The 14693-nt window shown below is 62.0% G+C and carries 12 protein-coding genes; 5 read left to right on the forward strand and 7 right to left on the reverse strand.

All coding sequences use genetic code 11. The features are described from left to right. Nucleotides 1-39: 39 nt before the first annotated feature. Genes B0G76_RS10965 through B0G76_RS10975 form a run of 3 tightly spaced genes read left to right on the forward strand, consistent with a single transcriptional unit; the run spans nt 40 to nt 3385 of the window. Nucleotides 40-477, forward strand: coding sequence for a MarR family winged helix-turn-helix transcriptional regulator (locus B0G76_RS10965; RefSeq protein WP_120292032.1), 438 nt, complete (start codon nt 40-42; stop codon nt 475-477). A gap of 53 nt (nt 478-530) precedes the next feature. Then, nucleotides 531-2039 (forward strand): efflux transporter outer membrane subunit, encoded by a 1509-nt coding sequence (locus B0G76_RS10970; protein ID WP_120292034.1) that lies wholly within the window; start codon nt 531-533, stop codon nt 2037-2039. Between the two features lie 35 nt (nt 2040-2074). Beyond that, on the forward strand, nt 2075-3385 hold the full coding sequence (locus tag B0G76_RS10975; RefSeq protein WP_120292036.1) for an HlyD family efflux transporter periplasmic adaptor subunit: 1311 nt from the start codon (nt 2075-2077) through the stop codon (nt 3383-3385). A 40-nt stretch (nt 3386-3425) separates the two neighbouring features. On the opposite strand, the gene B0G76_RS10980 is transcribed toward B0G76_RS10975, so the two are convergent. The 4 genes from B0G76_RS10980 to B0G76_RS10995 all read right to left on the reverse strand — a co-directional run bounded on the left by B0G76_RS10980 (nt 3426) and on the right by B0G76_RS10995 (nt 7746). Beyond that, nucleotides 3426-4013, reverse strand: a complete 588-nt coding sequence (locus B0G76_RS10980) for a membrane integrity-associated transporter subunit PqiC (protein ID WP_120292038.1) — start codon at nt 4011-4013, stop codon at nt 3426-3428. Next, on the reverse strand, nt 4010-5554 hold the full coding sequence (locus tag B0G76_RS10985) for an intermembrane transport protein PqiB (RefSeq protein ID WP_120292040.1): 1545 nt from the start codon (nt 5552-5554) through the stop codon (nt 4010-4012). The genes B0G76_RS10980 and B0G76_RS10985 overlap by 4 nt, the downstream gene beginning before the upstream one ends. Before the next feature lie 76 nt (nt 5555-5630). Beyond that, the gene (locus tag B0G76_RS10990) at nt 5631-6899 is read right to left on the reverse strand and encodes a paraquat-inducible protein A (protein ID WP_120296307.1); all 1269 of its coding nucleotides are present in this window, start codon (nt 6897-6899) and stop codon (nt 5631-5633) included. Between the two features lie 250 nt (nt 6900-7149). Beyond that, nucleotides 7150-7746 carry a TetR/AcrR family transcriptional regulator gene (locus tag B0G76_RS10995; RefSeq protein ID WP_120292042.1) on the reverse strand — a complete coding sequence of 199 codons (597 nt, stop codon included), beginning with the start codon at nt 7744-7746 and terminating at the stop codon, nt 7150-7152. A 216-nt stretch (nt 7747-7962) separates the two neighbouring features. Here B0G76_RS10995 and B0G76_RS11000 point away from each other — a divergent pair, with 216 nt between their 5' ends. Together B0G76_RS11000 and B0G76_RS11005 are read left to right on the forward strand one after the other, a co-directional pair. Continuing rightward, nucleotides 7963-8625, forward strand: coding sequence for a DUF3313 domain-containing protein (locus tag B0G76_RS11000; RefSeq protein ID WP_120292044.1), 663 nt, complete (start codon nt 7963-7965; stop codon nt 8623-8625). Nucleotides 8626-8752: 127 nt separating this feature from the next. After that, nucleotides 8753-8974 (forward strand): hypothetical protein, encoded by a 222-nt coding sequence (locus B0G76_RS11005; protein ID WP_120292046.1) that lies wholly within the window; start codon nt 8753-8755, stop codon nt 8972-8974. 321 nt (nt 8975-9295) lie between these two features. On the opposite strand, the gene katG is transcribed toward B0G76_RS11005, so the two are convergent. From katG to B0G76_RS11025, 3 genes are all read right to left on the reverse strand, one after another. Further along, nucleotides 9296-11536 (reverse strand): catalase/peroxidase HPI, encoded by a 2241-nt coding sequence (katG, locus tag B0G76_RS11015; RefSeq protein ID WP_120292050.1) that lies wholly within the window; start codon nt 11534-11536, stop codon nt 9296-9298. A 272-nt stretch (nt 11537-11808) separates the two neighbouring features. Then, nucleotides 11809-12708 carry a protein-L-isoaspartate O-methyltransferase gene (locus B0G76_RS11020; protein ID WP_220700741.1) on the reverse strand — a complete coding sequence of 300 codons (900 nt, stop codon included), beginning with the start codon at nt 12706-12708 and terminating at the stop codon, nt 11809-11811. Between the two features lie 14 nt (nt 12709-12722). Then, nucleotides 12723-14588 (reverse strand): cytochrome c biogenesis protein DipZ, encoded by a 1866-nt coding sequence (locus B0G76_RS11025; protein WP_120296309.1) that lies wholly within the window; start codon nt 14586-14588, stop codon nt 12723-12725. Between the last annotated feature and the right edge of the window lie 105 nt (nt 14589-14693).

Here is a 14693-nt window from a genome sequence, read left to right on the forward strand (position 1 = left end):
CTATGCAGCTATTGTATAAATCAGCAACTGGAGAGTTCGATGGATCACTACTCAAAGGAAAGTTTCATGCTTACGCAAAGCGTCGGTTTCACGCTGAACACGGCGCGAAACGTGATCACGGCAGAGATGGACGCGGCACTGAGGGATCTCGACATCAGCAGCCAGCACATGGTCATCCTGCTTTCGCTCACGCATGGCGTCGCGACTACGCCATTCGAACTGTCAAAGCTGCTCGACATCGACACGGGCCTGATGACACGCATGCTGGATAAGCTGGAAGCGAAAAGTTTGCTCGGGCGCTCGCGCAGTGTCGACGATCGCCGCGTGGTCAATCTGGCGCTTACGTCGAAGGGCGAGGAAGTTGCGGCCCGGATTCAGGAAATCGCGCCGCAGGTGCTGAACGCCCGGCTGAAGAAGTTCACCAAGGTCGAGTTCGACGAATTGTGCCACCTGCTTCGCAAGTTCGTTGGCGATTGAGCCGGGTCCAACCGTTCCGATTTTTTTTGTCCAATTATCTGATAGGTCAGAAAATGAATACGCAGTTTTCCAAAACCAGCCGCGGTGCTCGTGTGGTGAAACTGGGCGTGTCGGCTATCTTCGCCGCCGTGCTCTCCGCCTGTGCCAACTACGCCGGCATCCACAGCGACAAGCAGATAACCGCGCCGCAGCAGTACGAATCCACACAAAGCGTGCCGGCCGAAAGCGGTCACTGGCCGGCTGCCGACTGGGCCGACCAGTTCGGTGACGCCCAACTGAAGGCGCTGCTCGCCGAAGCCCTCAAGGGCAGCCCGACGCTCGAACAGGCCCGTGCCCGGGTCGCCCAGGCGCAGGCGTTCAGCGAAACCGCCAAGGCGAACACGCTGCCGCGCGTGGACGCGAACTACTCGCTCACACGCCAGCAGTACAGCGGCACCGCACTCGTGCCGCCGCCCTACGCCGGCTCGTGGCAGACCGAGAACAAGGGCCTGCTCTCCGCTTCCTACGACCTCGACCTGTGGGGCAAGAACCGGGAAGCACTGAAAGCCGCCGTGTCGCAAACCGAGGCCAGCCAGGCCGATGCGGAAGTCGTCAAGCTCACGCTGAATACGTCGATTGCGCGCACCTACAACCAGTTCGCCCGTCTGTACGCACTGCGCGACATCGCCCAGCAGGAGGTCGCGCGCCGCGAGCAGATCGACCGCATCACCGCGGGCCGGATCGCGACGGGTCTCGATACCGAAGTGGAACGCAAGACCGCGCAGGCGAATCTCGCCACGAGCCGCGCCAGCCTCGCGGCCCTCGACGGCAGCATTCTGACCACCCGTTACCAGCTCGCCGCATTGCTCGGCGCGGGCCCGGATCGCGGTCTGTCGATCGCGCGCCCAACGCTCGGCGTGGGCGACGAAGTGCGTCTGCCGGACAACCTGCCCGCGGATCTGGTGAGCCGCCGACCGGACATCGTGGCCGCCCGCTGGCGCGTCGATGCGCTCACGCATGAGGTGAAGGAAGCCAAGGCCGGGTTCTACCCGGACATCAACCTGAGCGCCGCCATGGGGCTCGACGCGTTCGGCTTCGGCCGCTTCCTCACCGCCGCGAGCCGCACCGGATCGGCCGGCGCCGCGATCCATCTGCCGATCTTCGATGGCGGCGAATTGCGCGCCCAGCTGAAAGGCCGTTACGCCGAATCCGACTATGCCGTGGCCGGCTACAACCAGACGCTGATCACCGCGCTGACCGACGTGGCCACGCAACTCGCGCAGATCCGTTCGAGCGACGTGCAGCTCGTCGACGCACAGGCCGCGCAGGAGGCCGCGCAGAGCGTCGACCAATTGGCCATCACGCAATACAAGGCCGGCCTGACCAACCAGCTGACCGTGCTCAACGCCGACATGAACGCGCTGCATGCCGATCAGGCCGTGGCCGATCTGAAGATGGACCGCCGCGACCAGCAGATTGCGCTCGCCTCGGCACTCGGTGGCGGCTATGTCGACACCTCGAAAGATGAAACCCGTCGCGCGGACACTGCCGCGCAATCCAGTCCCGCCGTCGCCGCACGTTGATACGGCACGTTCGCACACCTGTCAGGAGAACTGAAATGAGCGATACCACCACGTCCGGCCGCAAGACGGCGGATACCGATACTGTCGTCGAGAACACCGGCGGCGCGTCCGCAACACCTGCAACACCCGCAGGCAACGCACCCCAAGCAACCCCGCCCGGCAAGCGCAAGCTGCTGCTCGCGCTGCTCGGCCTGGCTGTGGTCGCGGCGGGTGCAGCCTACGGCGCGTACTACATGACGTACGCCCGCTATCACCAGTCGACCGACGATGCCTACGTCAGCGGCAATCTGGTGCAACTCACGCCGCAGGTCTCCGGAACGGTGGTGGCGGTCAACGCGGACGACACGCAGATCGTCAAACAGGGCGACCCGGTCGTCACGCTCGACGGCGCCGATGCGAAAGTCGCACTGCTCAACGCCGAAGCGACGCTCGGCCAGACCGTGCGGCAGGTCAGCGGCCTGTACGTGAACAACGATTTCTATGCGGCCACGGTGGCCCAGCGCGCGGCGGATCTCGCCCGCGCCAACGACGATCTGCACCGGCGCGAGGCCGTCGCGGGCACCGGTGCGGTGTCCGCCGAAGACATTGCCCACGCCCGCGATGCGGTGAACGTGGCCCAGGCGGCGCTCGATGCGGCCCGCCAGCAGGCCGAGGCCAATCACGCCCTCACCGACCGCACCACGGTCGAACGGCATCCGAATGTGCAGGCCGCAGCCTCGAAGGTGCGCGACGCCTACCTGAACTACGCACGCAACACGTTGCCGGCCCCCGTCACCGGGTATGTGGCCCAACGTTCGGTGCAGGTCGGCCAGCGCGTCGCGCCGGGCACGCCGCTGATGGCAATCGTGCCGCTCGACGGCGTATGGGTCGATGCGAACTTCAAGGAAGGCCAGCTCAAGCACATGCGTATCGGCCAGCCGGTCGAGCTGACGGCGGACGTATACGGCGGCAGCGTCAAATACCACGGCCGGGTGGTCGGCTTCTCGGCGGGTACGGGTAGCGCCTTCGCCGTGCTGCCGGCGCAGAACGCGACGGGCAACTGGATCAAGATCGTGCAGCGCCTGCCAGTACGTATCCAGCTCGACCAGCGTGAACTTCAGGCGCATCCGTTGCGCATCGGCCTGTCGATGCAGGTCGACGCCGATACGCGCAACGATTCCGGCACACAGCTCGGCGCGGCCACTACGACGACCTATCAGACCGATGTGTTTGCGCAGTACGGCGCGCAGGCCGATGCCGAGATCGCGAAGATCATTGGCGAGAATGAGGTGGTCTCGCACGCGAGCGCCGCGAAATCGTCGGTGAAGAAAGTGGCGACGCGCGAACAGGTGCGTAACGCGGGCTGACACCTTGTCGAGTGCCGCGGGTGCCGCGAGTGCCACCGTTTCACTGCCGTGCAGCGGATTGCGTCGCTACCGCGATATCACGCGCCACGGACGAGAGGCCCCGGTTGTGTGCGTTGACCAGCGCGTCGTAACCGGGCTCGCTTTTCGCCTCGTGTACAACCGTGCGCCCCGCAACCGGTTCTCCCCGCTTCGGCGGACGCACCGACCAGATCACCGCCAGCGTCACCGTACCGCTCGTGGGCGAATCGAAGCTTTGCACGTCAACCGACACGCGATAAGCATTGTCGTCCACGCGTTGTGGGTAGACCGATACGATCGAACCCGGGATGAACTGTGCGAGTTCTGCAGCCAGTACGCGTGGAATCTGACTCTTCAACGGATCGGCCCAGCGGGCGAATTCATTGATCGAGACACGGTTCGCGTCAATCCTGGATACGATTTGTGGTCGATCGACCAATTCCGGAACCGTAACCGGACCGATCGCGATCGCGATCGGCTTCATATCCGGATGCAGCTCGACAACTTGCACCGCACTCAACGTATAGAACTGCGACGATGGCGACGTCGCACACCCGGCAACCAGGCCAAGCGCGATCATTCCCAAGGAAAACGACGAAAATCGGCTCATGGCTTATCCTCGCTTTTGCCCCGAATCAGCGCTTCCGGATGACGTTGGAGATAGTCCGCCAGCGAGCGTACCGAGGCGGCGGCCCGTGATAGTTCCTGCATGGTTTCAGTCGTGCCTTGCTGCAAGGGCGAATCGCTTTGCATCGCGCGATTCGCTGACGTGAGCGCCTCACGAGCGGCGGCCAACGTAGCCTTTGCATCGGGGGCCAGGTCCGTATTGATGGTGTTCAAAAGCGCATCCGCGTCACTCATGGTCTTGCGGAGGTCTTTACTGATTCCTTCAAACGGAATGGCGTTCAGCTTCGCGACGAGACTTGCAATGGCGTCTTGCAAACCTTGCAGATTACCCGGCACCGTGGGTAATTGGGGGATCGCGTTATTCCAGTTCACTGTCGCCTTCGGCGCCGCGGGGAAGAAATCGATCGCAATGTACAGTTGTCCCGTAAGCAGGCTCGCTGTTCTCAGTTGCGCTCGCAACCCTTTCGATATCAGATAGTCGGCAAACGCCTTTCTTTCGGACTGCTTGCTCCCAACACTGCTTTGCCAGTTCTCGCGCGGGACCAGGCGTTCAGGAAAGATGTTGACCTCGACAGGGATACTGAATTCCTTGCTGACCGGATCGAAGTGCGCCGAGATCGCCGATACCTCACCAATGACAATTCCCCGGAAGTCGACGGGGGCGCCGACGCTCAAGCCACGCACCGAGTCGTTAAAGTTCAGCACGTATTTGTCGACGATCGCATCATGCCGCCTCATTGCATCGCCCCGATCGCCGAAAAGCCGAAACTGGCGCTTCGCATCGGCTTCAGACGTATTCGTTGCGTCGGGTGGGTTCTCGAACGCAAGGCCGCCGATCAGAACGGAGACCAACGATTCGGTGTTGACCTTCACGCCGGTCGTGTCCAGCGTCACATCCACGCCGCTCGCTTGCCAGAAACGCGTGTCGTTCGTGACGTACTTGTCATACGGCGCGTTGATGAAAACGTGGACGGTCATTCCTGCACCGTCGGGATCGAGCGCGTAGGACACGATCTGGCCAACCTGAAGGCGACGAAAGAATACGGGCGAACCGATATCGAGTGAGCCAATGTTGCCACTTTTGAGCACGAACTCTCGCCCCGGCGCTCCTGAAGCGAGAACAGGCGGTGACTCGAGACCGACAAAATCGCGCCGCACTTTTTGCGACGTACCGATGTCCATTCCAATGTGAGAGCCGGATATCAAGGTACTGATGCCCGATACGGTGCCTCCCGCAATGCGCGGCCGGACGACCCAGAAGCGGGTGTCGTCGACCAGCATGCTGGAAGCGATGTGAGACATTTCTGCGCTGGCAAGCACCGTTTTGTGATCGTCGGAAAGTGCGAGACTTTTGATCACGCCAATGTCGACGTTCTTGAACTTGATCTTGGTCTTGCCGGCCTCGATGCCCTCTCCTGTAGTAAAGCTGATGGTGATGGTCGGGCCTCTTTGCATGATCGACTGCGCCGCCAGTCCGCCGGCTATCAGCACGGCCACAAAGGGCACTAGCCACACAAGCTGCATGCGCCATTTCGACCGCTTCTCATGGACCGCTGTTGGAAACCCCGCCGCCTCTTCGCTATCGTTCTGTCCTGATGCGTTATTCACCGTCCAACTCCACTGCGTCCCAGATGAGCCGTGGATCGAACGACAACGCGGCGAACATGGTCAGCACGACTACCGAACCGAATGCTATCGCCCCAGGACCCGCGTCGATCGTTGCAACAGAGCCGAATTGCACGAGCGCCACTAGGATGGTGATGACGTAGATATCGAGCATCGACCAGCGGCCGACGAACTCCACCAGTCGGTAAATACGTGTCCGCTTGCGCGGCATGAGAGACGAGCGCAACTGGGTACTCCAGGCGAGATAGGCAAGTGACAGGATTTTGAGCATGGGCACTACGATGCTGGCGATGAAAACGATCGTGGCAAGCGCCCACGATCCAGAGGTCCAGAGAAACACAACGCCGCTCAGAATCGTGTCGGATTGCGCTTTAAATAAGGTGCTGGTGACCATAACCGGCAGGAGAACGGCCGGGATATAGAGCACCATCGCGGCAAGCAGGAATACCCAGGTGCGTGCAAGGCTATTGGGCTTGCGCAAATGCAACACTGCACTGCAACGCGGACAAATCCCGCCATGAACATGACCGAGCGGCTTCGATAGCAAGCCGCAGTCGTGGCAAACGGATAGACCGGCTCGGGCGGCGGTAACCACCTTGGCACCGGCCTTTAACACGTGTGACGCAACGTCGCCGCCCGGCACGCTTTCGATACGCGCCCATATATCACGCGGATTGAACGAAACAGCGGCAACCGCGAGCAGCACCATCACCGCGCCGAATGCCCAGATCGCGACGCCGGGAACAACGCTTGCAAAGTGCTGGAGTTTGACGAGCGCGACCAGCATCGCAAGCATGAGCACTTCGATCATTCCCCAAGGCGCGACATGCTTTAGCACACGCAGAACGATCTCGGGACGTTGCGGCACACCGCCAATGTGCAGCGGCAGGAGCAGATAGATCACCGCCGCTATGTTCAGTGCCGGCATCAGAACTGTCGTCACCAGAACCAGACCTGCAATCGGCCACATACCGTCGGCATACAGCGAAGAAATCGCCCCGAACAGCGTGGTTTCGACGAGCGATCCCTTGACCCAAAGTCCGACAATCGGAAAACAGTTGGCAATCACGAACAGGATCCCGGCAGCCAGCGTGAACGCCAAAGCGCGATCGTAGGTGGCCGGCAGGCTTCGATAGAGCGCCGCACCGCATCGCTGACAACGCGCGGTACCGCGCTCGAACAGCGGCGCCTTCCACTGGAGCAAGTCACATTCGTGACACGCGATTAAGTTGGCTTCATTCATTTTCTGCATCCGCTTGCGGGCGCATAAGGCATGCGTAAGACACGCATAACCCCCGCACAGCCCAAATCGAAGCTTGACGGCTCATGTGAGGCGCCAGCGTAACACTGCAATTCAACGATGCAAGCCGCCCAGACGGTTTATTTTTATGGCGAACGCCTGGGTCAAATTCGGCGACCGGCTTGCTCACTGCTACATCGCGGCCCCCAACCGGCCACTCAGCCCTTGATCCATTTGACGACTGATGCGGCTGTCAGCCCGCGGACCGCTTGCTGCATTTTGGCGGCACGTTATGACCCTGCCAGCTCTCTTCATCGAGGAGACGGTCGAACAGCCTGTTGCGAGCCGGATCGCTCACCGGCGACAAGCCCAGCAGAGCGTGAAACGCGAGACTGCTGGCAGCAAAGTATCGCAACAGCGACAAATCCAGGTCGGTTGCTTCGTCTTCCAGCGCCTTCATTTTTGCCGAGTCACTTGGCTTCATGTCTTCAAGCAAGGTCGGGCTCTCGATAATCGCGGCGAGAATGGCGCGCGCCACCGAATGCGGCTGATTGACGGATTCCCGATAAATTGCGATCTGTGCCGCCAGGCTCGGTTCGGCCTTCGACGCCCCTTCCTTCGCCTTATAGTCGCGCCCAATGTGCTCGAACTGCTGCCGCTGAAAATCCAGCAGCGCGGACAGCACGCCGTGCTTGGTGCGGAACTGATGCAGCAGTCCGCCCTTGCTGATGCCGCTTTCGCGCGCCAGGGAATCGAACGTCAGTCCACCGACACCGTCCCGGGTGAGGATGGTGAAAGCGGCTTCAATCGCCCTTCTGCGTGAAATCTCCGAACGGGTCTGGTTATCCATGATCGATATTGATGAAATCGCGATGATTGCGGCGCGAGCAGGCTCAAAACCGGGCTCGCGCTGAGGGCTGGAATTGTACCGTGACAAGCATGTCATAAACACAACCCGGATAGACGGTTTACAAAAAATAACGACGGTGCTACTGTTCGGCCTCATCGGTTCCGCCCTGAACAGGACGCCTTCCTCCACGCCCATTTACCCTCCAAGGAACACGCAATGCTGAAGAAAAACCTCGCCCCGCTTCTTTTCACCGCCGCAGCGGTGCTGACTTTGACCGCGTGCGCGGGGGTGCAACCGGTCGCCTATACGGGCATCTCCTCTGCGCCGAAAATGACGCAGAACCGCGGTGACGATTCAGGCAAGGTGCCTTATCAATACTCGGCGCCTGTGGCCTGGGCGCAATACACGCAGGTCCTGCTGGATCCGGTCGTCGTGTATCAGGGCACCGACAACCAGTTCGGCGACTTGAAGAGCGCCGACCGGGCCGCGCTTGCCGATTACATGGGAAAGACGTTTTCGGAAAAATTGGGGACACGGTTCCACGTTGCGCAGCAGACCGGCCCGAACACCCTGCGGGTCAAGCTGACGCTGACGGGCGCCGAAACGACCACGATGCTGGTCGGACAGGTCATGCACTTCGACCTCGCGGGCAATCTGTATAACGGCGTACAGTCGATTCGCGGTGGCCAGGGCGCATTCAGTGGCTCGGTTTCCTACGCGGTGGAAATTTATGACAGCGCGAATGGCCAACTGCTGAAGGCATACGTGTCGAAGCAATATCCGAATGCGATGAACCTGCCGGCAGCCTTCGGTTCATTGAGCGCGGCGAAGACCGGCCTCGACAAGGGCGCGGACGCATTGGTCGCCCAGCTTCATTAATGGGCTTCTTACTCGCGGAATCGCGCGGACCGGCGCTTCGCCCGGCGCGCAGCGCTTCCGCTGGCTGAATCACCGGAACTCGCCGCAGAGGGAAAGCGGTTGTTCCGGATTTCTTGAAGGTGTGCGCATGCGCGCATTGGCCGACTTCGTTGTCTCACTCGCTCCCCCGCCTTTGATGGTCGCCATCGTGTTCGCGGTCGCGTACCTGCTGGTGGGGATTCCGGTCCAATTCCGGCGCGGCGCACGCGCGAGAGACGCGTTCGGCACGTTGGCCGGCGTGTTCGTTGCCCTCGCCTATATCGTGCTCGTCGTGGGTTTTCATCCGGGTGGCCACATGAGCCCACGATAACCTCGCAGCTCTTTGCAGAAGATATGGACAACTATGCGCCCGCGGCATCAGCAAATCCTGCGCTCACACAGGTCCTGACCAGGCCGCTTCGCCCGCGCGGGCTGGAGTACGAAATCATGGCGCGTTCGGGTTCCATCCGCGGTGTCCTCACGCGCTGGATAGCGCGCATGCTGCGCTATCTGGGTACGGGCTACCGACGGGTTGGCCGGATAGCGAAAAACGTATCCGATGTGATTTGCGGAAGATTGTAAATACGACTTCGCCCGCAGCCATCCCGCCAGAACGACAGCCCTGGCGGGACCCTGCACCTGCTTAGCCGACTCAGGCGAGTTCGAACCGGTCGAGGTTCATCACCTTGACCCAGGCTGCGACGAAGTCGCGGACGAATTTCTCCTGCCCGTCCTCGCTTGCATAGACTTCGCCCAGGGCACGCAGTTGAGCATGCGAACCGAAGACCAGATCGACACGGCTACCGGTCCACTTCACTTCGCCGCTCTTGCGGTCACGCCCTTCGAACACGTCATTGGCCGCAGAGACCGGTTTCCATTCCGTACCCATATCGAGCAGGTTGCGGAAGAAGTCGTTGGTCAGCGTTTCCGGACGAGTGGTAAAGACGCCGTGCTGATTCTGCCCGGCATTGGCGTTCAGGGCCCGCAAGCCGCCGATGAGCACAGTCATCTCAGGGGCGGTGAGCGTCAGCAATTGCGCCTTGTCGATCAACAAAGCCTCGGCTGGCACGCTGTATTTGCCCTTGAGAAAGTTGCGGAAACCATCGGCGAGCGGTTCGAGGGCCGAGACGGATTCCACGTCGGTCTGATCCTGTGAAGCGTCCATGCGACCCGGTGTGAACGGCACGCTCAGTTGACGACCCGCCTTCTCCGCCGCCTTTTCAATGCCCGCGCCGCCGGCCAGGACAATCAGGTCGGCCAGCGAAACCTTCTTGCCGCCGGACTGCGAACCGTTGAATTCGCTCTGGATGCCTTCGAGGACCTTCAGCACCTTCGCCAGTTGCTCGGGCTGGTTGACCGCCCAGTCCTTCTGCGGAGCGAGGCGAATGCGCGCGCCATTGGCGCCGCCGCGCTTGTCCGAGCCACGGAACGTGGATGCCGATGCCCAGGCGGTCGAAACCAGCTGCGAAACGGACAGGCCCGACGCCAGAATCTTCTGTTTGAGCGCGGCGATGTCCTGCGCATCGACCAGCGGGTGGTTGACCGCCGGAATGGGGTCTTGCCAGAGCAGTTCTTCAGCCGGCACTTCCGAACCCAGGTAACGGGCGCGCGGTCCCATGTCGCGGTGCGTCAGCTTGAACCATGCACGCGCGAAGGCATCGGCGAGCTGGTCGGGATTCGCCAGAAAACGCCGCGAAATCTTCTCGTAAGCGGGGTCGAAGCGTAGCGAGAGGTCGGTGGTGAGCATCGTCGGCCGCTGCTTCTTCGAGGGATCGAAAGCGTGCGGGATCGTTTCGTCGGTGCCCTTCGCGACCCATTGGTTGGCACCGGCGGGGCTCTTGGTCAGTTCCCATTCGTACTTGAACAGGTTCTCGAAGAAGCCGTTACCCCACTTCGTCGGGGTGGTGGTCCAGGTGACTTCCAGACCGCTGGAGATCGCGTCGGCGCCCGCGCCCGTGCCGAAGCTGCTCTGCCAGCCCAGCCCCTGGTTCTCGAGGCCGGCGGCCTCGGGTACCGGACCCACATGGTCGGCAGGACCGGCGCCGTGCGTTTTGCCGAAGCTGTGGCCGCCGGCAATCAGCGCGACCGTTTCTTCGTCGTTCATGGCCATGCGCGCGAAGGTTTCACGGATGTCATGGGCCGCGGCGAGCGGGTCAGGATTGCCGTCCGGGCCTTCCGGATTGACATAGATCAGGCCCATCTGCACGGCGCCCAGCGGATTCTCAAGGTTGCGGCCGCCGTCGTCGCGGCTGGTCTCGCTGCCGTGCAGAGCCGGGTCAGCCACGATTGCGCCCTCGCCCTTGCCATAACGGACGTCGCCGCCCAGCCAGGTCTTTTCGTTGCCCCAGTAGACGTCCTGATCCGGCTCCCACGTGTCCTCGCGACCGCCGCCGAAGCCAAAGGTCTTGAAGCCCATGGTCTCGAGCGCAACGTTGCCGGTGAGGATCAACAGGTCGGCCCAGGAAATTTTCTGGCCATACTTTTGCTTGATCGGCCACAGCAAACGGCGAGCCTTGTCGAGACTGACGTTGTCCGGCCAGCTGTTGAGCGGCGCGAAACGTTGCTGGCCGCGCCCTGCGCCGCCGCGGCCGTCGCCGATACGATAGGTGCCGGCGCTGTGCCAGGCCATGCGGATGAACAGCGGACCGTAGTGGCCGAAGTCCGCCGGCCACCAGGTCTGCGAATCGGTCATCAGCGCCGCGAGGTCCTTCTTCACCGCAGCGAGATCAAGGCTCCTGAAAGCCTCGGCGTAATTGAAGCTGTTGTCCAACGGGTTGGACTTGCTGGAGTGCTGGCTGAGCAGGTCCAGCCGTAGTTGCCTCGGCCACCAGTCACGATTCGTCGTGCCGCCACCGGCGGCATGATTGAACGGGCACTTTGCTTCATTTGACATGCGTTATCTCCTTGAGAGGACATACCCACTACTTGTTCTGCTACGGCGTCAGGATTCTATGCTGCATCGACCAATCCGCGCAGGCAGGGTGTCCGGAAATCACTGTCGATTATCCGACGCGCATGCTCTTCGTCCGATGACGGGTGTCCTGGCGTGCGTTGGGCGAGGCGGCTCGCGTCGGCAGGCTACTGCACTTCAAAATATACGTGCGAGTGAGCGGCAATTGAATGCGTTTCTTGCAATGTGGTTGATAGGTCATGACTATAGCGGCGTCAGTCGTAAGCAAGAGCCCACTGCGAGCCACGCAACCAGCATCGCTCATCGGGCAGATCACCCGTGCGGTACAGGCGCGTCACGGCGCGCCAGCCGCCTTTTTGAAAGGCGGCGTCGAGCGCGGCTTCCGACGCGTCATCGCGCCCTCCATCGCACGGATAGAGGCCGACCGCCGAAATCCAGTCGGCGAAATAGTCGTCTTCGTTGCGTTCAATTCGAAATACCGCGCCGTAATGGGAAATCGGCATGTCACAACCTGGGAACCAGATCCTCTCCGCCGTGAGGGGAAGAATCAACCGCCCACCGTCGTTCAGGCGATCGAGCCAGATATCGGCGGGATGGGTGACGCCCGCATTGACGTAGATCACGTCAGCCGCATCGAAGAACATCGAGAAACCGTCGCCCTGAAGCACCTGAACGTTGCCCGCGTTGGAGAAATTCGCCGCCGCGCGCGTCGCGAGACCGGTTTCGAACTCGATGGCGGTAACCCTGCCGGCGGGGCCGACCAGACGGGCCATGATGGCGGTGTAATAACCGACACCCGCGCCGATATGAACCACGTGGTCACCGGCTCGAATGTCGGCGCTTGCGAGAAGCGGCACATGGTAGGACGGCATGCCGTTGTTCAGGCCACGTTCCGGAATGATGCCGATCAGAACATCGGAATAAAGATGAACGGGATCGTCGTCGGGCGTGGGGATGTAGCCGACGGAACGCAAGATCGGCCACGGCCCGGGGCCCAGGTAGCGCTCCCGTTCGACAGTAGCAAATGCCGCCTCTATGCCCGGATGGGTAATGCCGGCTGCAGCCATGAGCCGCCGGGCAAACACCCGGCGGACGACGGCAAGCTCTTGCTGACGATCCATTTCGAAACCTTCGGGTTTGGCGTGATTTTCCACGCCGCCCGTTCAGATTAGCCGAAAGTGAATGCGTACGCTTGCACACCCGGATCCAGAAATTCGATCGAGAACGTGTGATCCGCCACATCGCCGGATTGCCGCACGAGTTGGTAAAGACGCTGCTCGGTGACCGTGCCGGTGCCGTCCGCGGCAACGTCCGTGCCGTGCACCGCGCCCGGTGCGGCGCCATCCACGCTCACGCGGAAGCGAACGGGTTTACCGTCCTTGTCCGGACCGAGCACCAGATGCAGATCGCGTGCGTGAAAGCGATAAACGATGCGTCCGGACGCCGCCGTGAGCGTCGCGTGTTCGGCGCCCACCTGCCACGCGCCGGCCAGCCCCCAATCGTTGACGGCGAGCTGCGCCGGCGCCGCATAGGTGTGCACCTTGTCCTGCGTTGCGCCGCCGGGCGACACGAAATTCTCGGCACGATCGTATCCAATATAGGTTTCCGGCGACTGCATGTCGGCGTCGTCGGCCGCGGCCTCTACGCCTTGCGCGCCCGCGCCGCCAAGGCCCACTGCGACTTTCGAGACGTTCGTATGTCCAGCCTCGATCAGCAGCGCCTGAATCACTTTTTCCGATTCCGCATAGTCGCCTTCGCCAAAATGGTGATAGCGAATCTGACCTTTACCGTCGACGAAATAATGGGCCGGCCAGTACTGATTGTTCAGTGCCCGCCAGATCGCGTAGTTGTTGTCGATTGCGACGGGATAGTCGACGCCGAGATCGTGGACAGCCTTCTTCACATTGTCGACATTGCGTTCGAACGCGAATTCCGGTGCATGCACGCCGATGACAACCAGCCCCTGGTCTTTGTATTTCTGCGCCCACGCCTTCACGTACGGCAGCGAACGCAGGCAGTTGATGCACGAGTAAGTCCAGAAATCGACCAGTACGACCTTGCCGCGCAGGTCCTGAACCGTCAGCGGCGGTGAATTCAGCCACTGGACGGCGCCGTTCAGGGTCGGCAGCATGCCTTCGACGGGCAGCGCAACCGCGCCGCCCGGCACGCCTTGCGCGGTACGCATCATGGCGCCAGCGTTGCTTGCATCGGCGGCGGAGTTGGCCGTTGTTACGGCATCGTCGGTACCCGCGGCTTTGGCCGGCGCATTGACCTTGCCACCTGCCGCCCCTGGATTGGCCGGCGTCGCACCGGGCGAGAGCGTGTCGACCAGTTTCTGTTCGATGCCGCTGGTGGCAATCGTCGATACGCGCGCCAGTACGCCGGTGTCGAGTCCGAGCGAGATCGCCACCACGCCGCCCAGCATCGCCACGCCGATCCCGCGGCGGATCCATTCGCCCGCGCCCAGCGAGCGCTTCATCGCCGTGAACACCCGGCCGCCGATCAGCAGCGCCACCGCGAGCGATGTCGCAGCGCCGGCCGCATAGGCCACCAGCAACAGCGTGGTGCCGACACTTGCGCCCCGCAGCGCCGCGCCCGTCAGCACGAGTCCGAGAATCGGCCCGGCGCACGGCGCCCACAGCAAGCCGGTTGCAATGCCCAGCAGAAGGGACGAGCTCGCGCGAACCTGCTGACCGTCGGCCTGCGCGAAATTCGACAGGCGATTGCCGGCGCTCACCAGGGGGCGCATCAGATGATCCGCAAAACGCGGAAACAGCAGCGTCAGTCCGAACACGACGAGCAAGGCGATCGCGAGCCAGCGGCCATACTGGTTAGCCTGCGTGACCCAGCCGCCGCCCACTGCGGCGAGCGTCGCGACGATGGCGAACGTCAGCGCCATGCCGGCGAGCAAGGGCAGCCCGCTGCGTACGAAAGGCTGATCGGCGCGCGCGAAGACAAAGGGCAGCACCGGCAGGATGCACGGACTGAGGATCGTCAGGGCGCCGCCAAGATAGGCGAGAACGATGAGTAACATGTCGATTCCAGGCGTTGTTGTCAGTCGGTTAGGATGGGTACGCGGTTGAATACGATGCGAATCCGCGAAAAGTGCCCACATGCTAGGTCGCCCGGGATGTCGAAG

The sequence above is a fragment of the Paraburkholderia sp. BL23I1N1 genome (assembly GCF_003610295.1).
In the GTDB taxonomy this organism is placed as follows: Bacteria; Pseudomonadota; Gammaproteobacteria; order Burkholderiales; family Burkholderiaceae; genus Paraburkholderia.